This window comes from Rugamonas apoptosis (assembly GCF_014042355.1).
GTDB lineage: Bacteria > Pseudomonadota > Gammaproteobacteria > Burkholderiales > Burkholderiaceae_D > Rugamonas > Rugamonas apoptosis.
Map to the genome: position 1 here is coordinate 333,416 of NZ_JACEZU010000007.1, position 23,773 is coordinate 357,188.

The 23,773-nt window shown below is 65.9% G+C and carries 22 protein-coding genes; 11 read left to right on the forward strand and 11 right to left on the reverse strand.

Annotation, left to right across the window (positions count from 1 at the left end; genetic code table 11):
• Positions 1 to 47: 47 nt before the first annotated feature.
• Genes H3H39_RS16125 through rsmB form a run of 3 tightly spaced genes read right to left on the reverse strand, consistent with a single transcriptional unit; the run spans position 48 to position 4,369 of the window.
• Entirely contained in the window at positions 48 to 2,342 is a 2,295-nt protein-coding gene (locus H3H39_RS16125) for a sensor histidine kinase (protein WP_182154400.1), read from the reverse strand.
• Between the two features lie 4 nt (positions 2,343 to 2,346).
• Complete coding sequence (locus tag H3H39_RS16130) at positions 2,347 to 2,976, reverse strand: DUF4390 domain-containing protein (RefSeq protein WP_182154401.1); 630 nt, start codon at positions 2,974 to 2,976, stop codon at positions 2,347 to 2,349.
• On the reverse strand, positions 2,969 to 4,369 hold the full coding sequence (gene rsmB / locus H3H39_RS16135; RefSeq protein WP_182154402.1) for a 16S rRNA (cytosine(967)-C(5))-methyltransferase RsmB: 1,401 nt from the start codon (positions 4,367 to 4,369) through the stop codon (positions 2,969 to 2,971). The genes H3H39_RS16130 and rsmB overlap by 8 nt, the downstream gene beginning before the upstream one ends.
• A gap of 290 nt (positions 4,370 to 4,659) precedes the next feature.
• Here rsmB and argS point away from each other — a divergent pair, with 290 nt between their 5' ends.
• Genes argS through H3H39_RS16170 form a run of 7 tightly spaced genes read left to right on the forward strand, consistent with a single transcriptional unit; the run spans position 4,660 to position 10,893 of the window.
• Positions 4,660 to 6,369, forward strand: a complete 1,710-nt coding sequence (gene argS / locus H3H39_RS16140) for an arginine--tRNA ligase (protein ID WP_182154403.1) — start codon at positions 4,660 to 4,662, stop codon at positions 6,367 to 6,369.
• Between the two features lie 21 nt (positions 6,370 to 6,390).
• Positions 6,391 to 7,098, forward strand: a complete 708-nt coding sequence (locus H3H39_RS16145) for an SPOR domain-containing protein (protein ID WP_182154404.1) — start codon at positions 6,391 to 6,393, stop codon at positions 7,096 to 7,098.
• 15 nt (positions 7,099 to 7,113) lie between these two features.
• Positions 7,114 to 7,788, forward strand: coding sequence for a thiol:disulfide interchange protein DsbA/DsbL (locus H3H39_RS16150; protein WP_182154405.1), 675 nt, complete (start codon positions 7,114 to 7,116; stop codon positions 7,786 to 7,788).
• Positions 7,789 to 7,828: 40 nt separating this feature from the next.
• A complete protein-coding gene (locus H3H39_RS16155; protein WP_182154406.1) occupies positions 7,829 to 8,614 on the forward strand; it encodes an SDR family oxidoreductase in 786 nt (261 codons plus the stop codon).
• A gap of 4 nt (positions 8,615 to 8,618) precedes the next feature.
• The gene (locus H3H39_RS16160; RefSeq protein ID WP_182154407.1) at positions 8,619 to 9,419 is read left to right on the forward strand and encodes a biotin--[acetyl-CoA-carboxylase] ligase; all 801 of its coding nucleotides are present in this window, start codon (positions 8,619 to 8,621) and stop codon (positions 9,417 to 9,419) included.
• Positions 9,416 to 10,186: a type III pantothenate kinase gene (locus H3H39_RS16165; RefSeq protein ID WP_182154408.1), complete on the forward strand. Its 771-nt coding sequence runs from the start codon at positions 9,416 to 9,418 to the stop codon at positions 10,184 to 10,186. Before H3H39_RS16160 ends, H3H39_RS16165 begins: the two co-directional genes overlap by 4 nt.
• The gene (locus H3H39_RS16170) at positions 10,180 to 10,893 is read left to right on the forward strand and encodes an SPOR domain-containing protein (RefSeq protein WP_182154409.1); all 714 of its coding nucleotides are present in this window, start codon (positions 10,180 to 10,182) and stop codon (positions 10,891 to 10,893) included. The genes H3H39_RS16165 and H3H39_RS16170 overlap by 7 nt, the downstream gene beginning before the upstream one ends.
• A gap of 19 nt (positions 10,894 to 10,912) precedes the next feature.
• On the opposite strand, the gene H3H39_RS16175 is transcribed toward H3H39_RS16170, so the two are convergent.
• From H3H39_RS16175 to H3H39_RS16200, 6 genes are all read right to left on the reverse strand, one after another.
• Entirely contained in the window at positions 10,913 to 11,977 is a 1,065-nt protein-coding gene (locus H3H39_RS16175; RefSeq protein WP_182154410.1) for a septal ring lytic transglycosylase RlpA family protein, read from the reverse strand.
• A gap of 164 nt (positions 11,978 to 12,141) precedes the next feature.
• A complete protein-coding gene (gene rodA, locus H3H39_RS16180) occupies positions 12,142 to 13,254 on the reverse strand; it encodes a rod shape-determining protein RodA (RefSeq protein WP_182154411.1) in 1,113 nt (370 codons plus the stop codon).
• A gap of 10 nt (positions 13,255 to 13,264) precedes the next feature.
• Positions 13,265 to 15,247, reverse strand: a complete 1,983-nt coding sequence (gene mrdA, locus H3H39_RS16185; RefSeq protein WP_182154412.1) for a penicillin-binding protein 2 — start codon at positions 15,245 to 15,247, stop codon at positions 13,265 to 13,267.
• A gap of 33 nt (positions 15,248 to 15,280) precedes the next feature.
• Positions 15,281 to 15,793, reverse strand: coding sequence for a rod shape-determining protein MreD (gene mreD / locus H3H39_RS16190; RefSeq protein ID WP_182154413.1), 513 nt, complete (start codon positions 15,791 to 15,793; stop codon positions 15,281 to 15,283).
• The gene (gene mreC, locus H3H39_RS16195; RefSeq protein WP_182154414.1) at positions 15,790 to 16,917 is read right to left on the reverse strand and encodes a rod shape-determining protein MreC; all 1,128 of its coding nucleotides are present in this window, start codon (positions 16,915 to 16,917) and stop codon (positions 15,790 to 15,792) included. The genes mreD and mreC overlap by 4 nt, the downstream gene beginning before the upstream one ends.
• Before the next feature lie 107 nt (positions 16,918 to 17,024).
• Positions 17,025 to 18,068: a rod shape-determining protein gene (locus tag H3H39_RS16200; protein WP_008445008.1), complete on the reverse strand. Its 1,044-nt coding sequence runs from the start codon at positions 18,066 to 18,068 to the stop codon at positions 17,025 to 17,027.
• A gap of 303 nt (positions 18,069 to 18,371) precedes the next feature.
• Here H3H39_RS16200 and gatC point away from each other — a divergent pair, with 303 nt between their 5' ends.
• The 4 genes from gatC (at position 18,372) to H3H39_RS16215 (ending at position 22,654) form a co-directional block, all read left to right on the forward strand.
• Positions 18,372 to 18,674: an Asp-tRNA(Asn)/Glu-tRNA(Gln) amidotransferase subunit GatC gene (gene gatC, locus H3H39_RS16205; protein WP_182154415.1), complete on the forward strand. Its 303-nt coding sequence runs from the start codon at positions 18,372 to 18,374 to the stop codon at positions 18,672 to 18,674.
• A 104-nt stretch (positions 18,675 to 18,778) separates the two neighbouring features.
• Positions 18,779 to 20,263, forward strand: coding sequence for an Asp-tRNA(Asn)/Glu-tRNA(Gln) amidotransferase subunit GatA (gatA, locus tag H3H39_RS27955; RefSeq protein WP_229218076.1), 1,485 nt, complete (start codon positions 18,779 to 18,781; stop codon positions 20,261 to 20,263).
• A gap of 32 nt (positions 20,264 to 20,295) precedes the next feature.
• Entirely contained in the window at positions 20,296 to 21,774 is a 1,479-nt protein-coding gene (gatB, locus tag H3H39_RS16210; protein WP_375540439.1) for an Asp-tRNA(Asn)/Glu-tRNA(Gln) amidotransferase subunit GatB, read from the forward strand.
• Between the two features lie 496 nt (positions 21,775 to 22,270).
• The gene (locus H3H39_RS16215; RefSeq protein WP_182154416.1) at positions 22,271 to 22,654 is read left to right on the forward strand and encodes a hypothetical protein; all 384 of its coding nucleotides are present in this window, start codon (positions 22,271 to 22,273) and stop codon (positions 22,652 to 22,654) included.
• Positions 22,655 to 22,713: 59 nt separating this feature from the next.
• Here H3H39_RS16215 and H3H39_RS16220 read toward each other — a convergent pair whose 3' ends face one another.
• Both H3H39_RS16220 and H3H39_RS16225 read right to left on the reverse strand, forming a co-directional pair.
• The gene (locus H3H39_RS16220) at positions 22,714 to 23,253 is read right to left on the reverse strand and encodes a PadR family transcriptional regulator (protein WP_182154417.1); all 540 of its coding nucleotides are present in this window, start codon (positions 23,251 to 23,253) and stop codon (positions 22,714 to 22,716) included.
• A gap of 71 nt (positions 23,254 to 23,324) precedes the next feature.
• Complete coding sequence (locus tag H3H39_RS16225; RefSeq protein WP_182154418.1) at positions 23,325 to 23,759, reverse strand: nuclear transport factor 2 family protein; 435 nt, start codon at positions 23,757 to 23,759, stop codon at positions 23,325 to 23,327.
• Between the last annotated feature and the right edge of the window lie 14 nt (positions 23,760 to 23,773).

Sequence of the window (23,773 nt, forward strand, 5' to 3'; positions counted from 1 at the left end):
ATTTCGCCGCTTTATTCCGGCAATGATTTTTTGTGGTCATTGCAACGTTAGGTATTTTGCGTCGCCGGCGCTAACTTTAACAGCAAAATCAGCACGGACGCACCACTTCTATCGATATGGTTCTGGATATCGATCCGGCCGCCATGTTCGTCGATAATTTTTTTCACCATCGCCAGGCCCAGGCCGGTGCCGCGCGCCTTGGACGTGACATACGGTTCGAACGCCCTGGCCAGTATCTTGGGCGCGAATCCGGGGCCGTTGTCGGTGATGGCCAGCCGCACGGCCGTGCGCGTGCCGCCGTCCGCGCCCTGATAATGAATGGCTTGCGTGACGACGTCAATCCGTGGCGCCGGCGCGCCCTCGGGCAGCTCGGCCATCGCGTCCTGGGCGTTCTGCAGCAGATTGTGGATCACCTGGCGCAGCTGGGTCGGGTCGCCCATCACCAGCGGCAGGCCGGCGGCCAGTTGCGGGTGGATGATGTCATCCCCTTCGCCGCTCACGTACAGGTGCAGGATCTCGTCCACCAGCGCGTTCAGGTCCAGCGATTCGAGCACGGCCGGCGGCGTCTTGGCGTAGTCGCGGAAGTCGTCCACCATGCGCTTCATGGCCGCCACCTGGTTGACGATGGTGGTGGTGCCCCGGTTCAGCAGTTCCGCGTCGGGCGGGGCCAGCTTGGCTTCCAGTTTCATTTGCAGCCGCTCGGCCGACAGCTGGATCGGCGTCAGCGGGTTCTTGATCTCATGGGCCAGGCGGCGCGCCACCTCGCCCCAGGCCACCGAACGCTGGGCCGAGATCACGTCCGAGATATCGTCGAACACGACGATGTAGCCGCTGCCGCTTTCCACCGGCAGGCGCGAACCGCGGGTCAGCAGGGTCAGTTCGCTGTCCTCGCCGCCGCCGGGACGGCGCGGCACTTCGATCTGGCGCTGCCAGTGCAGGCGGGCCACATTGCGGCCGGCGGCCGACTGCGCGTTCTGGGCCGCGAAGGCGTTGACGATGGCGGTGCCGAATTCCTGCAGGCCGTCGACGTCCGTCAGGCGGCGCCCGATCAGGGCCGGCCCCGGCTGCTGCAGGATGCGTTCGGCCGAATCGTTGCAGCTGACCAGGTGGAATTCGCCGTCCAGCACCACCACCCCGGCCGACATATTGGCCAGCACGGATTCCAGGTGGGCCTTGGCGTTTTGCAGCGCGGCCCGGTTGCGCTCGACGGCGCTGCGGGCGTCCGACAACTGGCGCGTCATGGTGTTGAACGACTGGGTCAGCGTGCCCAGCTCGTCGGAGGTGGCCACGATGGGACGGGGCGACAGGTCGCCCTCGGCCACGGCGCGCGTGCCTTCGGCCAGCAGCAGCAGCGGCTGGGCCAGGTCGCTGGCGATCAGGAAGGCACTGGCGATGGCGCCGAACACGGCCAGCAGCAAGGTCAGGGTCAGCGTTTCGATGTACATCTTACGCAAGCCCACCCGGGCCACGAAGCGCTCCTTGTATTCGCTGTAGGCGCTGCGGATGGTTTCGCCGTTGCTGGCCAGCTGGGCCGGCGCCAGCTGGATCAGCTGCAAGAAGCGGGGTGCCAGGTGGGTGCCGTTGGGCTGCACATGGTCGGGAATGGCCATCAGCACCCGCAGGCGCAGCTTGCTGTTGCCCTCGGGCAGGCCACGCGGGGCCGTGACCATGTCGCTGCGCAACTCGCTGCCGCCCTCGGCCGCGCCGTAGGAGGCGTCGGTCTTGGCCTTCTCCATCATCTCGGTGGTGGGCAGGTCGGCGCTCAGGTTGCCGCTGTTGTTGGCGCGGGCGCTGACGATCAAGCCCCCTTCGGCGTCGACGATGATGGCGTTCTGCATGCCCGGCTGCAGCTTGACCAGGCGCGCCAGCATGGCCGGTTCGCTGCCGAACGGATTGTCGGCCAACTGCTGCACCGTCTTGTGGGCTGTGCTGTCGAGCTCGGCCAGCACCGTATCGAGCCCGGCCCGGCCCAGGTTGATGCCCGATTCCAGCGCCTCTTCCACGTGCACGTTGAACCACGACTCGATCGAGTGCGACACGAATTGCACTGAAACGAGGAAAATCACCAATCCCGGCAACACGCCGATGGCGGCGAACAGCAGCACCAGCCGCGTCATCAGGCGCGAGCCGAACTTGCCGCTCTTGAAACGGGCGTACAGCCGGAACAGCGACACGGCCACCAGCACCAGCAGCGCCACGGCCACGGCCGCGTTCAAGCCCAGCAGCCAGGAGTAGTAGCGGTCGAAGAAGCCGGAATTGTCGGACGCGGAAGCGAGCAGGAACAGCAGGATGCTGACGATGGCGCCGCCAACGACGAACAGGTACCGCAGGGCCTTGGTCACTGACTTACTCCGCCCTGTACTGGAAGGTTTTCTTGTCCGACGCCAGGCGCCATTCACTGTTGTTGAAGGCGTTGACCTGGATCGGCTTGGGCAGGTAGTCGCGGTCCATGCCCATGCGCAGCGTCACGTTGTACGTCTCGCCCGGCTTGAGCGCGCCGCGCGGCGCCACGGTCCAGCGGCTGGGCCGGCGGATCAGGAACAGCGCGTCCTCCAGCGAGGAAAAGCTCTGCTGCACGCTGCCGATCACGGATACGTGGTACTGGCGGGTCAGCACGTTGTAGGAGATGCGGGCCGTCTGGTGGGCCACGATGGCCTTTTCGTCGAACCAGTACCAGCGCGGGCGGGTGAATTCGATCTCGGTGGTGAAGTACAGCTGCACGCCATGCTGGATGGCGTCCTCCAGGCCGTGATTGAGGTCGAACGCATAGTTGGCGGCCAGCCGGTAGCCCTCGTCGGCCGCCTCGATGGTGGCGCGCTTGATCTCCACTCCCTCGGCCGCCCGCGCCGCCGGCGCCAGCGCGCAGGCCACCATCAGCAGCAACTGCCAGGCGATGAGTCGGAGGAAGCGTCGTGTCACGAGTGGGCCGGTGCTCAGTAAATCCGTCGGAAAATGGCGGGCAAAACGGTCACGCATTTTTCTGGAACAGCGCGTAAAACAATCCGTCGTGATCCTGCTCCTGGCCACCCACCGGCAGCAGCTGACCGGGCGCGTCCAGCCGCGTCGCCCCGTGACGGACGGCGAATGCGGCCGCTTGCGCCTCCGATTCCTGCGGCCACAAGGAGCATGTCACGAACAGCAATTTACCACCCGGTGCGAGCATCTGCCAAAGGTTGTCGAGGATTTTGGCCGAAAGTGTTGCAAGTTGGAGCGTGTCGCCCTTGCGCCGCAGCCAGCGGATATCGGGGTGGCGGCGCACGATGCCGGAGGCAGTACAGGGCACGTCGGCCAGGATGCGGTCGAACGGGCGGCCATCCCACCAGCCGGCCGCCTGGGCGTCGGCCGCCTGCAGCGTCGCCTGCAATCCCAGCCGCTCCAGGTTCTCGCCCACCCGGGCCAGACGCTTGGGGTCGGCGTCCAGCGCCGTCACGGCGGCAGCGGCCAGTTCCAGGATGTGGCAAGTCTTGCCGCCGGGCGCGGCGCAGGCGTCCAGCACGCGCATGCCGTCGGCCACCTCCAGCAGCGGCGCGGCCAGCTGGGCGCCGGCATCCTGCACCGACACCACGCCGTCAGCGAAGCCGGGAATCTGGGTCACGGCCACCGGCTTGGCGAGGCGCACGGCGTAAGGGCCGATCTGGCTGGCGGCCATGCCGGCCGCTTCCAGCGTGGCCAGGTACTGGGCCACCGTCGCTTTACGGGCATTAACGCGCAAGGTCAGCGGCGGGGCCGTGTCACCGGCCGCCAGGATGGCTTGCCACTGCTGGGGCCAGGCCGCCTTCACGGCATCCAGCCACCACTGCGGGTAATTCCATTTGGCCAGCGGCTGCATCAGCGCCGTGTCCAGCAAAGCCTGGCGCTCGCGCAGGAAACGGCGCAATACGGCGTTGACCATGCCTTTGGCGCGCGCCGTATCGGGATGGGCGTCGGCCGCCGTCACGGTCTGGTCCACCACGGTGAACGCTTCATAGGGGGCGACGGCGTCGGGCGCCGTCAGCAGCGCCAGCGCGCAGGCCAGCAAGGCCGCCACCAGCGGTTCCGGCGCCTTGGGCGCCATCAGGCCGATCAGGGTTTCGCTCTGGCCCAGCTGGCGCATGCAGCGATAGGCGATGTCCTGCATGGCGCCGCGGGCCTGGGGCGGGGCCTCCTGTTTAGCGAACACGGCGGCCAGCGCCTGCGGCAAGGCGGTGCCGGTACGGACCTGGGCCACGGCATGGGCCGCGCCCAGCAGGCAGAAGGCCAGCGCATCGGGCTTGAGCGCCGTCTGGAAGCCGGCCTGCACGACCGGTTTCAGGGCGCGCGCGTGGCTGGCCCGCAGCTTGGGCGCCGCCGGGGCGGAAGACTTCAAGGTGAGCGTCGGACGCTTGTTCATATGCTAATTCCAGGTAGGTTCCGCGCGCGATCCAGGGCGGGCCGGCAGCCGCGATCGCGCAGTATACAGCAGTGCCCGCAAGATGGGCCATGCGCGCGGCCCGGGCGGCGGGTTTATGCCGATAGTAGCAGCCTGCGGCCAAGTGAACCGCTCCGCAGGCGCGCGCCCCGCCCGCGCGGTGACCCGGCAGCGGCAAACCAGTATAATTACCGCTGTTTGGCCGGTGCCCGTGCGCCGGCCGTTTTCGCTTACGGACGTTTTCTTAGCGCGGCCCGGCCGCCATCTCGCACATGCTCGCCCAACAAAAACAAGATATCACCGCCCTGTTCCAGGCCGCCCTCGCTCCCCTGCTGGACGGCACCGGCATCGCCGCCAACGTGGTGCTGGAGCGCCCGCGCGACCCGTCGCACGGTGACGTCGCCTGCAACATCGCCATGCAGCTGGCCAAACAGCTCAAGATGAACCCGCGCGAACTGGCCACCAAGGTGGTCGCGGCGCTGCTGGAGAACCCGGCCGGCAAGAGCCTGGTGGAATCGGCCGACATCGCCGGCCCCGGCTTCATCAACCTGCGCGTGACGGCAGCCTCCAAGCAGGCCGTGGTCAAGGCCGTGATCGAGCAAGGCGCCGGCTACGGCATGAGCGCCGCCGGCACCGGCAAGCACGTGATCATCGAATTCGTCTCGGCCAACCCGACCGGCCCGCTGCACGTGGGCCACGGCCGCCAGGCGGCGCTGGGCGACGCGCTGTCGTCGCTGTTCATCTCGCAGGGCTACCAGGTCACCCGCGAGTTCTATTACAACGACGCCGGCGTGCAGATCCAGACCCTGGCCACCTCGGTCCAGGCCCGCGCGCGCGGCTTCAAGCCGGGTGACGCCGAGTGGCCGGAATCGGCCTACAACGGCGACTACATCCAGGACATTGCCAACGACTTCCTGGCCAAAAAGACCGTGTCGGCTTCGGACGGCGCGCCCGTCACCGGCTCGGGCAACGTCAACGACATCGAATCGATCCGCGCCTTCGCCGTGACCTATTTGCGCAACGAGCAGGACATCGACCTGCAGGCGTTCGGCGTCAAGTTCGACAACTACTACCTCGAATCGTCGCTCTACAAGGATGGCAAGGTCAACGCCGCCGTCGAATCGCTGGTCAAGTCCGGCCACACCTACGAGCAGGACGGCGCGCTGTGGCTGCGCACCACCGAGTACAGCGACGACAAGGACCGTGTGATGCGCAAGTCCGACGGCACCTACACCTATTTCGTGCCGGACGTGGCCTACCACATCGTCAAGTTCCAGCGCGGCTACACCCAGGCCATCAACGTCCAGGGTTCGGACCACCACGGCACCATCGCGCGCGTGCGCGCCGGCCTGCAGGCGGTGGGCATGGGCATCCCGCAGGGCTACCCCGACTACGTGCTGCACAAGATGGTCACTGTGATGAAGGGCGGCGAGGAAGTGAAGATCTCCAAGCGCGCCGGTTCCTACGTGACCGTGCGCGACCTGATCGAATGGTCCGGCGGCGGCGACATCGGCAAGGGCCGCGACGCGGTGCGCTTCTTCCTCATTTCGCGCAAGGCCGACACGGAATTCGTGTTCGACGTCGACGTGGCACTCAAGACTTCGGACGAAAATCCCGTGTATTACGTGCAGTACGCCCACGCGCGCATCTGCCGCATGCTGGAGCAGTGGACCGGCGATGAAGCGTCGCTGGCCGGTGTCGACCTGGCGCCGCTGACGGCGCCATCGGAAGCGGCGCTGCTGGCCACGCTGGCGGCCTACCCCGAGGTGCTGGCGCGCGCCCAGGCTGAACTGGGCCCGCACCAGATCGCGTTCTACCTGCGCGACCTGGCCGCCAACCTGCACAGCTTCTACTTCGCCGAGCGCGTGCTGGTGGACGACGAGGCGCTCAAGCTGGCGCGTCTGGCACTGATGGTGGCCACCCGCCAGGTGCTGCGCAACGGCCTGGCGCTGATCGGCGTTTCCGCTCCCGACAAAATGTAATTGCGAAGGATATCGCGCACAATGAATCACCGTTCCGGTTTTATCCCGCGTCAGCGCCAGCAAGGCAATTTCCTGATCGGCTTTATCAGCGGCCTGGTGGTCGGCCTGGCGATCGCCGTGGTGGTCGCCCTGATGATCACCAAGGGCGCCACACCGTTCACCGACAAGGGCAAGACCGGCAAGGCGGCCGAGCCGACGGCCGGCCAGGTGGCCGATCCGAACAAGCCGATGTACGGCAACAAGGATGCGGCACGCGAGGCGGCCCGGGACTTCGCGCGCGAGCCCAAGCCGCCCGCCGCCGATCCGCTGCAGCAGGCGGTCGACAAGATCCAGGCCGCGAGCGACGCCGCGCCCGCGCCCAAGGCGGCACCGGCTACTCCGGCGCCGGCACCGGCCGCACCGGCCGTGGTCGAGCGGAGCAAGCCTGCCCTGCCCGCCGCCGCGACCGCACCTGCCGCACCCGCTGCCGCTGCCGCCGCTGCCGGCGAGGACAAGTACGTCTACTATCTGCAGGCCGGCGCGTTCCGCGAACTGGCCGACGCCGAAAGCGCGCGCGCCAAGCTGGCCCTGCTGGGCTTCGAGGCCAACCTGTCCGACCGCAGCACCGACACGGGCGTACTGCACCGCGTGCGCCTGGGCCCCTACACCCAGGTCGAGGCGATGAACCGGGTGCGCAGCAAACTGTCCGAGAACGGCGTCGACGTGGCCGTCGTGCGCAATCAAAAATAAACCACAGGAGTAGCAATGCGATTTCTGAAGCTGATACTGGGCGCGCTGACCTTGAGCGCCATCGCCGTCACCGCAGCCGCGTCGCCGGCCGATCCCAAGGCGGGCGTGGAATACCAGGTGCTGCCTACCCCGCAGGCGACGGATACCGGTAAAAAAGTGGAAGTGCTGGAGTTCTTCGCTTACTACTGCCCTCATTGCTATGCCTTCGAGCCGTCACTGGAAGCGTGGATCAAGAAACAGGGCGACAACATCGTCTTCAAGCGCGTGCATGTTTCGGGCGGCGACAGCGTGTCGCCCCAGCAGAAGCTGTACCTGACGCTGGACGCCATGGGCCTGATGAACGACCAGATGCACAACAAGATCTTCAACGAGATGCATGTTGCGCACAACCGCATGAACCGCGATGAGCTGGCGTTCGACTTCGCGGCCAGGCAGGGCATCGATCGCCAGAAGTTCATGGACACCTACCGCTCGTTCGGCATCGGCGGCCGTATCCGCCACGTCAACGCGCTGATGGACGCCTACCATGTGGACTCATGGCCGATGGTGGCCATCGACGGCCGCTTCGTCACCTCCCCTTCGCTGGCCGACGCGGGCAGCAAGTCCGCCAACTCGGAAGCCCAGCTGCACGCGCAAGCGCTGCAGGTGATGGATGCGCTGGTGGCCAAAGCCAAAGCGGAAAAGAAATAACGATGTCCGCGACCGGCGCGACCGCCCACACCTGCGCAGCATGACGCCGCAACGCGTCTTCATCACCGGCGCGTCGAGCGGCATCGGCGCGGCGCTGGCCGCGCGCTACGCGGCCCAGGGCGCCACGCTGGGATTGCTGGCGCGCCGCAAGGACGCGCTGGACCAGCTGATCGCCGCCCTGCCCAATTCCGAACGCCACCGCGCCTACGCGGCCGACGTGCGCGACCACGCGGCCATCGCCGCCGCCGCGCAAGCGTTCATGGCGCACGCGGGCGGGGCCGACGTGGTGATCGCCAACGCCGGCATCTCGGCCGGCACGCTGACGGAATACGCGGAAGACCTGGCCGTGTTCGACGCCATCATCGCCACCAACGTGGTGGCCACGGCCGCCACTTTCGCCCCCTTCATCGCCGCCATGAAAGCGCAGTCCACGCCCACCCGGCTGGTGGGTATCGGCAGCGTGGCCGGCATACGCGGCCTGCCCGGCGCGGAAGCGTACAGCGCGTCGAAGGCGGCGGTGATCAGCTACTGCGAATCGCTGCGGCTGGAACTGAAACCCTACGGCATCCGCGTGGTGACCATCTGTCCCGGTTATATCGACACGCCGATGACGCGCCACAATCCCTATCCCATGCCGTTCCTGATGCCGGTGGAGCGCTTCGCCGCCGCCGCCGTGGACACCATCGCCGCCGGCCGCAGCTACGCCGTGATTCCGTGGCAGATGGGCGTGGTCGCCAAACTCCTGCGCCTGCTGCCGAACGCGCTGTATGACCTGGCTTTCGGCAAGGCGCCGCACAAGCCGCGCCAGCCGGCCAACTCCCTGTAATGCCATGAACAGCACCGCCTCGTCCCTCCTGTCGGCCAGCGCCATCACGGAGCGCTGCGCCTCCAGCGCCAGCCATATCGCGATTGAAGTGGTGGCCGAAACCGGTTCCACCAACGCCGACCTGCTGGGCCGCATCGGCCAATTGCGCGGCCCCGTGCTGCGCATCGCCGAACGCCAGACGGCCGGACGGGGCCGCGCCGGCCGCCCATGGTTGTCCGCCCCCGGCGCCACGCTGACGTTCTCGCTGGCCTGGCATTTCAAAGGCGGCTTGCATGCCATGGCCGGCCTGCCGCTGGCCGTGGGCGTGGCGTTGGCCGAGACCCTGGGATCGCTGGGCGTGCCAGTACAGCTCAAGTGGCCCAACGACGTGCTGCGCGACGGGAAAAAGCTGGCCGGCATCCTGGTCGAAGCCCAGCAAGGCGCCGACGGCGGCTACTGGGCCGTGATCGGCGTGGGCCTGAACCTCATCATGCCGGATGAACTGGAAGCACTGATCGGGCGCGACGCGGCCGGCGCACCCTGGCTGGCCCAGATGGACCGCAACGAACTGATGGCCACCCTGCTCAGCCGCCTGGCCGCCGTGCTGGCCGAATTCGACGACACCGGTTTCGCCCCGTTCTGCGAGCGCTGGAACGCGCTGCACGCATGGCACGGCCAGGACGTGACCATCATGGACGGCGGCCAGGTGCTGCAGCAGGGCCGCGCCGCCGGCGTCGACCACAGCGGCCGCCTGCTGCTCGACACGGCCCTGGGCCGGGCCGAAGTGCTGTCGGGCGACGTCTCGCTGCGGCTGGTGCAACCATGATCCTGTTGATCGACGCCGGCAACACCCGCGTCAAGTGGGCGCTGGTGGCGGCCGACGCGCCGCTGGCCGCCTGGCTGGCGACGGGCGCCGTGCCGCACGCGGAGCTGGAACAACTGCCGGCCGTCTGGCAGCGGGCGCTGGCCAACCGCGGCGTGACCCGCGCGCTGCTGGCCAACGTGGCCGGCGCCGCGCTGCGCGAACGGCTGGAGCGGATCCTGCCGGCCGGGCTGGCCGAGGTGGCGTGGTTCGCCTCGCTGCCGGAACTGGCCGGGGTGCGCAACGGCTACCGCAATCCGGCCCAGCTGGGCTGCGACCGGTTCGCCGCCGCCATCGGCGCGCACGCGCTGGCGCCAGGGCGCGACGTGATCGTGGCCACCTGTGGCACGGCCACCACCATCGACGCCGTGACGGCCGATGGGGCCTTCCTGGGCGGGATGATCCTGCCCGGCCTGGGCTTGATGGCCAGTGCGCTGGCGCGCAACACGGCGCAGTTGCCCCAGATCGCACAAGACGGTAAGCTGCCGGCAGGATTCGCCGACAACACGGACGACGCCATTCTCAGCGGCTGCCTGGCGGCGCAAAGCGGCGCCATCGAACATGCGTGCGCACTGCACGGCGCCAGCCTGTGCCTGATCTCGGGCGGCGCGGCGCCGTTCGTGGCGCCCATGCTGAAAGTGCCGTACCGCGTGGTCGACAACATCGTGCTGACCGGTCTGCACGCGGCCAGCGGCGCCTTACCCGTAACCACTCTGGATAGCCCGTGCTGAAATTTATCTTCTGGTCGCTGTTGGCAGTCAATGGCGCGCTGTTCGCGTATGGACAAGGCTACCTGGGCCACTTCAGCGGCAACGAACGCGAACCGGCGCGGCTCAAGAATCAGCTCAACGCCGACAAGCTGGCCGTGATCCCGGCCGAGAAAGCGACGGCCGCCGCATCGGCCACCGTGTCCACCAGCGCCAGCGCGGCCGCGTCGTCGTCAGCGTCGGCATCGGTGAAAGCGGGGCCGGAAGCGCTGGCCTGCGTCGAAATTGGCAATTTCGTGATCGGTGAAGCGCGCCGCTTTGAAAAGCTGCTGGAACCGCTGGACCTGGGCGACCGCCAGTCGCGCCACAACTTGCCCGGCACGGAAGTGTCGAGCTACATCGTATTCATCCCGCCGCAAGGCAACAAGGAAGGCGCCGACAGAAAGGCGGGCGAACTGCGCGCACTGGGCGTGACCAATTATTTCGTGATGGCTGATTCGCAAACCATGCGCTGGGCCATTTCGCTGGGCGTATTCAAGACGGAAGGTGCGGCCCAGAATCAGCTGGCGGCGCTGGTCAAACAGGGCGTGCACAGCGCCCGCGTCGCGCCGCGCATGAGCGGCGGCAAGCAGCTGGCCTTCCAGTTCCGCGACATCGACACCGACATCAAGACCCGCCTGGACAAACTGCGCACCGGTTTCCCGAATGCGGAAACACGCAGCTGCAAATAGGCCCTGACGCAGCGCCGCGTCAGCGCTGGATCACGATCGGTTTCAACCCCTGCGCCGCCGGCAGGGCTTGTGCCGCCTGCAATGCCGCCTGGCGGGTGGCGAACGGGCCGCTGAACAGGCGGTGGACGGTGCCACCCTGCACCACTTCCAGCGATCCCAGATTACCCATCAGGCGCGCCAGCCGGCCGCGCACGGTTTCCGCGTTTTCGGCGCGGGCGTAGGCGCCCAGTTGCAGGTAGAAGCCGCCCTTGTCGGCGCCGCTCGCGCCTGCGGCCGTGGCGCCGCCCTGCCCTCCGCCCTGCACCAGCGATTCGAATTCCGGCGATCCGGCCGCCGCCGCCGTGGCAGTCGTTGCCGTCGTCACCGGCTTGGGGGCTAGCACCAGCGGTGTGGTGGCCGATTGCCCGGCCGCGCGCGCGGCCAGCATGCGGTCGATCTCGGCCGGCAGGATGCGTTCGATCTGCAGTTCATGACTGCCCTTGCCCAGCAAGCCCAGTTTGAGCGCGGCCGTGTACGACACGTCGATCGCGCGATTCGAGTGGAACGGGCCCCGGTCGTTGACGCGCACGATCACTTGCGCACCTGTCGCCACGTTGGTCAGCCGCGCATACGATGGAATCGGCAGCGTGGGATGGGCGGCCGTCATCTTGTACATGTCGTACAGCTCACCCGACGAGGTGCGCTGGCCGTGGAATTTCTTGCCATACCAACTGCCGACACCACGCTGCGTGTAGGGCTGATCATTCGTGATCGGGGTGTAGGTCTTGCCAAACACCACGTAGGGCCGGTTGGAACGGGGCAGCAGCGGATCGTTGCGCACTTCCGCGTCCGGCACGTCGGCCAGATTGGGCGGCGGATTGTCGCCCGGCCCATCGTCCTGATAATAGCCGCCGCGGCCGGAGCCGGCCGCCGGCAACGCCGGCACGCCAGGTTCGTTCCGTGCCGGTGTCTTGGCCACGCCGCCCGCCGGCCTGGGCACGGTGGCGGACGGCGCGCCTTGCTGCGGCACCGTGCCGCAGGCAGCCAGCGCCAGCAGCGCCGCCAGGCCCGCCGCTTTCAAGTAACCGTTTTTGGTCATAACCATCTTGCCATCCTTGTTATTTTTTCCCGGACGGCAAACCACGTCCGGTTGACGGCGCACGCGGCCGCCAACCGTGCATTATCGCTCAAACGGGCTAGCGGCCGCGCCACACTGGTTTCAGCGCCGCCGGCAAGGCGGCGGCGGCAGGGGGGGGAATCAGGAGGGAATCAGGTCTGGACCAGCTTGCGGTGGCGCTGGATGCTCATCAGGATGCCGCCGCCCAGGCCCAGCGTGAGCAGCGCCGTGCCGCCGTAGCTCATGAACGGCAAGGGCACGCCCACCACCGGCAGAATGCCGCTGACCATGCCCATGTTGACGAAGGCGTAGGTGAAGTAAATCATGGTGATGGCGCCGGCCAGCAGGCGGGTGAAGAAGTTGGGCGCGTTGGCCGCGATCATCAGGCCGCGCCCGATCAGCAGCAGATACAGCACCATCAACACCAGGTTGCCCGTCAGGCCGAACTCCTCCGAGAACACGGCGAAGATGAAGTCGGTGGTGCGCTCGGGGATGAATTCCAGGTGGGCCTGGGTGCCGTGGGTCCAGCCCTTGCCCGTGATACCGCCCGAGCCGACGGCGATGGTGGACTGGATGATGTGGAAGCCCTTGCCCAGCGGGTCGGAGGTGGGGTCGATCAGCGTCATCACGCGCTCGCGCTGGTAGTCGTGCATCACGGACCAGATCACGGGCAGGCTGGCCGCGCCCATCACCACCAGCCCCACCAGCGCCTTCCACGACAGACCAGCCAGGAAGATCACGCAGAACCCGGCCGCCACCACCAGCAGCGCCGTGCCCAGGTCGGGCTGCTTGGCGATCAGGCCGACGGGAATGGCCAGCAAAATCGCCGCGATCAGATAGGAATGCCAGCGCAGTTGCCCGGCGCGCTGCTGGAAGAACCAGGCCAGCATCAGCGGCATGGCGATCTTCATGAATTCGGACGGCTGGATGTCGACCCCCAAATGCAGCCAGCGCCGCGCCCCCAGCTTGACGGTGCCGAACAGCGCCACCGCCAGCAGCAGCGCCACCGCCACCACATAGGCGGGAACGGCGATGCGCATCATCATCTGGGGCGTGATATTGGCCACCATCCACATCACCAGGAAGGCCATGAAGATGTTGCGCAGCTGGTCCTCCACCTTGCCGGGGATGCCGATGCTGGCCGAGTACAGCGTCACCAGGCCGGTCGACAGCAGCAACACGATGATCAGGGCCAGCGGGCCGTCGAACACGGTGAAATAGGGGCGCATGCGGCGCCACAGCGAACGCCTTTCGTTGATCGGCATGGTGGCCTCCTTACTCGGTATTGCCGGGCGTTTCGGCGCCGGGCTTGGGTTCGCCGCTCACGCCCTGCTCGGCCTTGATATCTTCCATCGAACGCAGTTCGGCGTCCTCCTTCGGCACCTTGGTGGTCTCCTTCTCCTTCGGACGCTTGCCCAGCAGGTAGAAGTCGAGCGCCTTGCGCACGATGGGCGCGGCCACGCCGGCGCCAAAGCCGCCGTTCTCCACCACCACGGCGATGGCGATGCGCGGCTTGTCGGCCGGGGCGAAGGCGGTGTAGAGCGCGTTGTCGCGCAGGCGCTCGGCGATCAGGTTGGCGTTGTACTTCTCGTTCTTCTTGATGGCGATCAGCTGCGCCGTGCCGGTCTTGCCGCCCGAGGTGTAGCCGGCCCCGGCGAAGGCCTTGGCCGCCGTGCCGCCCAGCGTCACGCCCACCATGGCGTTCTTGATGATGTCGATGTTTTCCTGCTTGAGCGGGATACGGTAGCTTTCCTTGGGCACCGTCAGCTTGCGCGCGCGCGTGACGCCATCCTCGATGATCTTGACCAGGTGCGGCTTCATCACCACGCCGTTGTTGGCCAGGTTGGCCACGGCGTGCGCCAGTTGCAGCGGCGTGTAGCTGTTAAAACCGTTGCCGATGGAGACGGAGATGGTGTCGCCGCCCACCCACTTCTGGGCCGCCACGTTCTTCTTGAAGCGGGCACGCTTCCATTCCTTGGACGGCAGGATGCCGGTCTTTTCGTGTTCCAGGTCGATACCGGTCAGTTCCCCGAAACCGAACGGCTTCATGAAGTCATGGATGGCGTCGATGCCCATGTCGTTGCCGAGCATGTAGTAGTAGGTGTCGCACGATTCGACGATGGACTTGTACATGTCGACCGTGCCATGGCCGCCCGGTTTATCGTCGCGGAACTTGTGGCCGCCCAGCGTGAACGAACCGGGGTCGAAGATGGTCTGCCCCGGCGTGCGCTTGCCCAGCTCCAGCGCGGCCAGCGCCATGAAGGGTTTGAAGGTGGAACCGGGCGGATAGGTGCCCGACAGGGGGCGGTTCACCATCGGCTTGTCGAGCGAGGTGTTGAGGTCGGACCAGCTTTGCGAGTCGATGCCGTCCACGAACAGGTTGGGGTCGTAGCCGGGGCGCGACACATAGGCCAGGATGTCGCCCGTCTCCGGCTCGATCGCCACCAGCGCGCCGCGCCACTCGCCAAACGCTTCCTCGATCACCTTCTGCAGTTCGATGTCGATCGACAGGATCAGGTTGTTGCCCGGCGCAGCCGCCGTGCGCGACAGCGTGCGGATGGCACGCCCGCCGGCCGACACTTCCACTTCCTCGTAGCCGGTGGTGCCATGCAATTGGCGCTCGTAGCTCTTTTCCAGCCCTTCCTTGCCGATATGGTCGGTGCCGTTGTAGTTGGCCGCGTCGTCCGTTTCCTCGATGGCCTTGGCCTCGGCCTGGTTGATGCGGCCGATGTAGCCGATCACGTGCGAGGCCAGCTCGCCCAGCGGATACTGGCGGAACAAACGGGCCTGGATCTCCACGCCGGGGAAGCGGAAGCGCTGGGCCGAGAAACGGGCCACTTCCTCGTCAGTCAGGCGGGAGCGCAGCGGCACGCTCTCGAAGTTCTTCGATTCCTCCAGCAGCTTCTTGAAGCGTTTGCGGTCCTTGGCTTCGATCTGGATCAGCTTGGCCAGTTCATCGATCGTCTCGTCGAGCGTCATGCGCAGCTTGGACGGCGTCACTTCCAGCGTGTAGGCCGAGTAGTTGCGGGCCAGGACCACGCCGTTGCGGTCCAGGATCAGACCCCGGTTCGGTTCGATCGGCACCACGGCGATGCGATTCTCCTCCGCCTGCGCCGCGTAGTCGCTGTGCTTGACCACCTGCAGCCAGATGAAGCGCGCCAGCAGCAGGCCAAAGCAGACGAACACCATCAAGCCCAGCGCCGTCAGGCGCAGGCGGAACAGGTGCAGTTCGCGTTCCGTGTTCTTCAGTTCAGTCATGCGGGTAAATCAGGTCGGTCAAAAAGAGGATGCTCAGATCGGCCGCGTGTGATCGCGGTCGACAGCGCGCCGTTGGGGCGCCAGCAGCAGCCAGGTGGCCAGCGGCCACAAGGCGACGGCCACCGCGCTTTCCAGGAAATAGAACCAGCCGGGGAATTTACCCGACACCATGAAGCGTATGCCCAGTTGCACCGACTGCGCCATCAGCAGCAGCGGGAACACGTGCATGGCCTGCGTCATGAGCGGGAACCACAGCACGCGCCGGTGCAGCATGATGGCGAAATAGGACAGCAGCGTGTAGGCCAGTGCGTTCTCGCCCAGCAGCGTGGAATCGTGCACGTCCATCAGCAGGCCGAGGAAGAAGGCGGTGCCGATGCCCACCTTGCGCGGCTGGTGCACGCCCCAGAACACCAGCACCAGCGCCACAAAGTCGGGCGTGCCGATGAAATTCCCCCAGGGCAGGAGGTTGAGCAGGAAAGCGCAGAACAGGCTGAACGCGATGAACAGCGGACTGACTGGCAGCAGGATGTAGTGGGGACGGTTCACTGCGCGGCCTCCTTGGGTTTGGACTGGACCGGCGCCGTGGCAGGTGTGGCGGCCTTGGGCGCGGCCGGCGTGGTGGCCTTGGGTGCGGCCGGCGTCGTGCCGGGCGCTGGGGCTGGCGTCGCGGTCTTGGGCGCGGCCGGCGCCGCAGTGGCAGGGACGGCGCCCGGTGCGGCTCCTGGCGTGGCACCCGGGGTTGCTCCTACTACGGCGCCCGTTTCCTTGACGGGGCCCATCTTGCCCACGTGTTTTTTCGTCGAACGCACCTCTTCCTCCGGTGGCCGGGGCGGCATGTCCGGTGGCGTCATCAGGATCAGCAATTGGGTGTGGTTGGAAATGCCGGCCAACGGCTGGCACACCACGCCGCCGAACGAGCCGCCGGCGCTGTTTTCCACTTGCGTTACGCGGGCCACGGCCAGGCCGGCCGGGTACACGCCATCCAGACCGGAAGTGACCACCACGTCGTTGACCTGGATGTCGGCGTTGGGCGCCGTGAAGCGCAGTTCCAGCATGCCGGACTTGCCACGGCCATAGGCCACGCTGCGCAAACCGGTGCGCAGCAGTTCAACGGGAATGGCTTGCTCCTTGTCGGTCAGCAGCGTGACCTCGGAGGTGAACGGGAACACGCGCGTGACCTGCCCCACCACGCCCAGGTTGTCGATCACGGGCAGGCCGAGCGTGACGCCCTGCTGGGTGCCCCGGTCCAACACGATCTTGCGGCTGTTGACGTCGCGCGCGTCGTACAGCACCTCGGCCAGCATGGACTTGACGGGCAGGCGCTGGCGCGCATCCATCAGCTTGCGCAACTGGCTGTTTTCGGCCGATTGGAACTGGGCCTGCTGCAAGGCCTGGGCGCTGGCGATCTGCTGGCGTTTGAGCTCGCGCACCTGTTTTTCCAGCGACGACAAGGTGGAGAAATAATCGCCCACGCCGTAGATGGCGTCGCGCGGCAGCAAGGCCGCCATTTGCAACGGATAGAGTACGGTGCCGGCCACCTGGCGCACCGTGGCCAGGCTATGCATGCGCGAATCGACCAGCAGCAGCGCGATCGAAATACACGCGAACAACGTCATCTTGACGCGGGCCGGGGCGCCTTGTTTGAATAGTGGCGGAGGACTATATTCCATGACTTCCAATTATCCGGCGCATTTGCGCCAACCAACTAACTAACGGCCTAAGTTAGCCTGTCACTCATCCACCAGCCCGGCGCCACCGGCGGCGCCGGGCCTAGTCATCACTCGTAGGAGAAGATGGAGCCCAGTTGGTCCATCCGTTCCAGCGCCATGCCGGAGCCGCGCACCACGCAGGTGAGCGGATCTTCGGCCACCAGCACGGGCAGGCCCGTCTCTTCCATCAGCAGGCGGTCCAGGTCGCGCAGCAGCGCGCCACCACCGGTCAGCATCATGCCTTTTTCCGCGATGTCGGCGCCCAGTTCCGGCGGCGTCTGTTCCAGCGCGTTCTTGACGGCCGAGACGATGTTGTTGAGCGGGTCGGTCAGCGCTTCCAGGATCTCGTTGGACGAGATGGTGAACGAACGGGGGATGCCTTCGGACAGGTTGCGGCCCTTGACTTCCATTTCCTTCACTTCCGAGCCGGGGAAGGCCGAACCGATGGCCTTCTTGATGGCTTCGGCCGTCTGTTCGCCGATCAGCATGCCGTAGTTGCGGCGGATGTAGTTGACGATGGCTTCATCGAACTTGTCGCCGCCCACGCGTACGGAACCCTTGTACACCATGCCGCCCAGCGAGATGATGCCCACTTCCGTGGTGCCGCCGCCGATGTCGACCACCATCGAGCCGGTGGCGTCGGACACGGGCAGGCCAGCGCCGATGGCCGCGGCCATTGGTTCTTCGATCAGGTACACCTGCGAGGCGCCGGCGCCCAGCGCCGATTCGCGGATCGCGCGGCGTTCCACCTGGGTCGAGCCGCACGGCACGCAAATGATGATGCGTGGCGAAGGACGGAAGAACTTGGAGTCGTGCACCATGCGGATGAACTGCTTGAGCATCTGTTCGGTGACGGTGAAGTCGGCGATCACGCCATCCTTCATCGGGCGGATCGCCTCGATGTTGCCAGGTACTTTACCCAGCATCTGCTTGGCTTCCTTACCGACAGCCTGGATGGTTTTCTTGCCGTTCGGACCACCTTCCTGGCGGATGGCGACGACCGATGGTTCGTCCAGCACGATGCCTTGGCCGCGTACATAGATCAGGGTGTTGGCCGTGCCCAAGTCAATGGCCAGATCGGTGGAAATATACCTGCGTAAAAAACCAAACATGAGTATCCTGTGGCGCCTCTAGAGTGCGCGTAAGCCGTTATTAGGGAGTATCCGAGCGCCCGTCCTCGGGGCGCTGCGCTATCAGTTCCGACGCGGCGGCAGCTTCATTCGGCGCCGGCAACGCATCAACCCGCCATTCTACCTTATAATTTGAATGCGATTTGCCGAAAATCCAGTCAAAAGTGTGTCCCTTCAGGCCACGAATTAAGCGGGTTTCATGAACTTTTGGCGGCTGATTGCCATGAATTCCAGTTTTTTATTAATATTACAATCAAACCGCGCGGCCCGGCCGCGCCTATCGCCATGTCCCTGACCTTATCCGACGTAAAACGCATCGCCCACCTGGCCCAGCTTGAAATGAGCGAGCAGCAGTCCGCCACGGCGCTGGGCCAATTGAATGGCATCTTCGCGCTGGCCGAACAGATGCAGGCGGTCGACACCGACGGCGTCGCCCCGCTCAGCCATCCGCTGGCGGCCCACATGAATAATATCGCGCTGCGCCTGCGCGAAGACGTGGCCACCGAACCGAATCGCCGCGAGGCTTACCAGGCCGTCGCGCCCAAGACCGAGGATGGCCTGTACCTGGTGCCGAAAGTGATCGAATAAGTAGTCGAAAAACAGGACCTCGTCCTCGCACGCGGCGCGCCCGGCTCCCGCCAGGCGCGCCGCGCGCCGTCCGTCCCGCCGAACCGAATCCGAATTGAAACGCCATGCACACCAAAACCATTAAAGAGCTGTCCGCCCTGCTGCAAAGCAAAGCGATTTCCGCCACCGACCTGGCCAAGCACTTCCTCGACCGCATCGAAGCGAGCGATTTGAACGCCTTCCTGCACGTGGACCGCGCCCTCACGCTGGCGCAAGCGGCCGAAGCGGACGCCCGCATCGCCGCCGGCACGGCCACCCCGCTGACGGGTGTGCCGATCGCCCACAAGGATATCTTCGTCACGCAAGGCTGGCGCTCGACGGCCGGCTCCAAAATGCTGGGCAACTACGTCAGCCCGTTCAACGCCACCGTGGTGGAAAAACTCAACGCGGCCGGCATGGTCACGCTGGGCAAGCTCAATTGCGACGAATTCGCCATGGGCTCGGCCAATGAAAACTCGGCCTTCGGCGCCGTGAAAAACCCGTGGGACAAATCGGCCGTGCCGGGCGGTTCCTCGGGCGGTTCGGCCGCCGCCGTGGCAGCGCGCCTGGCGCCCGGCGTGACCGGCACCGACACGGGCGGCTCGATCCGCCAGCCCGCCTCGTTCTGCGGTATCACCGGCATCAAGCCCACCTACGGCCGCGTGTCGCGCTTCGGCATGATCGCGTTCGCCTCCTCGCTCGACCAGGGCGGCCCGATGGCGCAAACGGCCGAGGATTGCGCGCTGCTGCTGTCGGCCATGGCCGGCTTCGACGAGCGCGACTCCACCAGCCTGACGCCGGAACAGGGCGGCGTGGCGGAGGACTTTACCCGCGCGCTGAACCAGCCGCTGACGGGCTTGCGCATCGGCGTGCCCAAGGAATACTTCGGCGAAGGCCTGGCGGCCGACGTGGAGCAGGCCGTGCGCGCAGCGCTGGAACAGTTCGTGAAACTGGGCGCCACGCTGGTCGACATCTCGCTGCCCAACACGGCGCTGTCGATCCCGGCCTACTACATGATCGCGCCGGCCGAAGCCTCGTCCAACCTGTCGCGCTTTGACGGCGTGCGCTACGGCCATCGCGCCGCCGAGTACAAGGACCTGCAGGACATGTACAAGAAAACCCGCGCCGAAGGCTTTGGCGCGGAAGTGAAGCGCCGCATCATGGTCGGCACCTACGTGCTGTGCCACGGCTACTACGATGCCTACTACCTGAAGGCGCAAAAGATCCGCCGCCTGATCGCGCAGGATTTCGAAGCCGTGCTCAATGGCCCCAACGCCGTGTGCGACGTGATCATGGGCCCCGTGGCCCCCACCGTGGCGTGGGACCTGGGCGACAAGTCGGATGACCCCGTGGCCGCCTACCTGGCTGACATCTTCACCCTGTCGACCAGCCTGGCCGGTCTGCCCGGCATGTCCATCCCCTGCGGTTTCGGCCAGGGCGACAAGAACAGCAAGCGCCCAGTGGGCCTGCAGATCATCGGCAATTACTTCGGCGAGGCCAAGCTGCTGAACGTGGCGCACCAGTTCCAGCAAGCCACCGACTGGCACCTGCGCGCGCCGGCCGGCGTATAAAAACGTCCGCCCGCCTCCCCTACAACGAATACATCAGCGAGAACACCACTATGGAATGGGAAGTCGTCATCGGTCTTGAGAACCACGTGCAGCTCACGACCGAATCTAAAATTTTCAGCGGTTCGCCGATCAAGTTCGGCGCCGAAGCCAACACCCAGGCCAGCCCCGTTGACCTGGCGCTGCCGGGCGTGCTGCCGGTGATGAACAAGCAGGCCGTGGATCGCGCGATCCGCTTCGGCCTGGCCGTGGGCGCCAAGGTGGCGCCGCAGTCCGTGTTCGCCCGCAAGAACTACTTTTATCCCGACCTGCCCAAGGGCTACCAGATCAGCCAGTTCGAAGACCCGGTGGTGCAAGGCGGTTCGCTCACCTTCGGCTACGAGAAGGATGGCGAATTCGTCACCAAGACCGTCAACCTGACGCGCGCCCACCTGGAGGAAGACGCCGGCAAGTCGCTGCACGAGGACTACCACGGCATGAGCGGCATCGACTTGAACCGCGCCGGCACGCCGCTGCTGGAAATCGTATCCGAGCCGGAAATCCGCAGCGCCGCCGAAGCGGTAGCCTACGCCAAGGCCCTGCACTCGCTGGTGATGTGGCTGGGCGTGTGCGACGGTAACATGCAGGAAGGCTCGTTCCGCTGCGACGTGAACGTCTCCGTGCGCCCCAAAGGCCAGAAGGAATTCGGCACCCGCTGCGAGATCAAGAACCTGAACTCGTTCCGCTTCATCGAGGAAGCCGTGCACGTGGAAGTGCGTCGCCAGATCGAACTGATCGAAGACGGTGGCAAGGTGCAGCAAGCCACCCGCCTGTACGATCCGGACCGCAAGGAAACGCGCGAAATGCGCAGCAAGGAAGACGCGCAGGATTACCGCTATTTCCCCGATCCGGACCTGCCGCCGCTGATGATTTCGCAGGAGTGGATCGAACAAGTCAAAGCCACCATGCCGGAACTGCCGGGCGCCCTGCGCGCGCGCTTCGTGAGCGAATACGCGCTGTCGGAATATGACGCGCTGGTGCTGACCCAATCGAAAGCCATGGCCACCTACTTCGTGGCCGTGGTGGACAAGGCTGGCAAGGAAAACGCCAAGGCCGCCGCCAACTGGCTGATGGGCGACGTATCGTCCACGCTGAACCGCGAGAACGTCGACATCGCCGACGCGCCCGTGGCGCCGGTCCAACTGGCCGGCATGCTCAAGCGCATCGCCGACGGCACCATCTCCAACAAGATCGCCAAGGAAGTGTTCGCCGCCATGTGGGAAGCCAAATCGGCTGACGAGAACCTGGTGGACGTCATCATCGAAGCCAAGGGGCTGAAGCAGATTTCCGACACGGGCGCGCTGGAAGCGATCGTCAACGACGTGCTGGCGGCGAACGCCAAGTCGGTCGAACAGTACCGCGCCGGCAAGGAAGCGGTCATCAACGCGCTGATCGGCCAGGCCATGAAAGCGTCGCGCGGCAAGGCCAACCCGGCCCAGCTGACCGAACTGCTGAAGGCCAAGCTGGCCGGCTAACGGCACACGGCGTCACGCCATGGCCGGGGAGCGATCCCCGGCCATTTTTGTTTGGGCGATGGCTGGCGCGGCACAACGGCGCTGACGGCGCATTTATGCTCATTGAGCACAGGCCAGGGAGAAGCTGATGTCGACCACGTCTTTATCCTTGCCGTTCACAGCCAGCGCGAAGGCGGCTACGCAAGTATCAAATAAGCAAAAGAATGTACAATGCGCAAATAGAAAATATTAATAATTAAGCATGAATGCACCAGTTCGGTCCACAGTGGTCATTGCGTTGATTGCGGGAGTACATCTTGGGGCACTATGGAAATTGGGCCAATTCACCCCTACCAATGACACCGCCCATGGTCAAACGATGGCGCTCCTGTTCTTGCGCGCCCCAACCAAGCTGACCGCGCGAAGTACGCCGATGCCTCAGCCAGCACGACGCTTACGGCTTCATGCGGCGTTGGACTTGCGGCCCGCAACGGCAGCGCCATTGCAAGAGCGGGTCTTGGCCCCGCCGAAAGAGCAACCTGTGCTGGCGCCCCACTCCGAATTCCCGGATCTTCTGGAGCCTGGCGCCGAGCGGGACGGCCGCTCCGGTTTGCGCGACCGTGCCTTGTCACAAGCGCGTGAGATTGCACACGAGATGGCGCCGCGCGGCGAAATAGCACCCGCGCTTTCGCGTCAGGAGCGACTGGCGCAGGGCATCGCTGCCGCCTTCAAGACACGGACCACCACGTTCGAAGAGTTGCGGGCGGCCGATGGGAGCCCCATCACCAAAGTCAGTGGGCCCGCGGGGACCTATTGCATCATGCGCGACACGAATCTGGGGGCGGGGCACGATACGATACGCAATGGAGCGCGCGATAAATTCGTGAAGTGCCCGCATTGAGAAAGGTGAGTCGGGTGCGGCGTCTCTTGTCCGCGCCCGCACCGATGCCACCTGTAGGCTTACGCCGCTGCTTTTTTCGCCAGCACCGCCAGCGCCTGCTCGGACCACTCGATCCAGAACGTTTCCATCTTGATGCCGGCGATAAGCACCAGGTGCTGCAGTTGCTGTTCGTGGGTTTGCCCTTGCGGCGGGAAGTCGCGCAATTCGATCTGCTGGTACAGCGCCAGCTGGCGGCGGTGCAGTTCCAGCCGGCGGGCGATGTCCTGATCCAGTCCGGTCGGACCGATCACGGCTTCGGCGCGCAGGCGCAGCATCAATTCCTCGCGCATCGGTTTGGGGTCCTGGCTTTGCGCCGTCCAGCGCCGCAGTTCCTCCCGCCCGGACGGCAGCACGCGGTAGGCCCGCTTGCGGCCCCGCCCCGATTCCGGCTCCAGCGATTCCACCCAGCCCGCCTGCTCCAGCCGCCCCAGTTCGCGGTAGATCTGCTGGTGCGTGGCGTGCCAGAAGAAGCCGATCGACTTGTCGAAACGGCGCGCCAGTTCCACGCCGGAGCAAGGGCGCTCCAGCAAGGCCGTGATCAAGGCATGGGGTAAGGACATGGTGTTCGCAGGCGAGGCCCGATGTGGCAAAGGCGACATTATCCCATGCCGCCCTTGCCGCTGCAGGCTGCTTAGCCTTTGAACGCGGGAATGAGGTGGCCGATGCGCTTGCCCATCTCCGCGCCCAGCGCCTGCAGGCCGCTCAATGGGCGCACCATCACCTCGAATTCGACGATCTTGCCGTCTTCGTCGAAGCGAATGAAATCGGCGCCCTTGAGCTGCTTGTCGCCCACCCGGGCGCTGAATTCCAGCACCACGCTCAAGCCGTCGCCAGTGGCGAACTGGCGGTGGTAGACAAAGTCCTCGAACACATTGATCACCGTGCCCAACACCAGCACCACCGCCTGCGCCGACTGATAAGGCGTGAACGCCAGCGGTGAACGGAACACGGCGTCCCGGTGGACGATGGACGGCAGCGGCGCCAGGTCGCGCCGGCGCAGCATGTCGTGCCAGCTGGCCAGCGATGCCGCCACAGAAGGATGCAAGGATGCGAGTTGCTCTGTCATGCCGTTCTCCACCA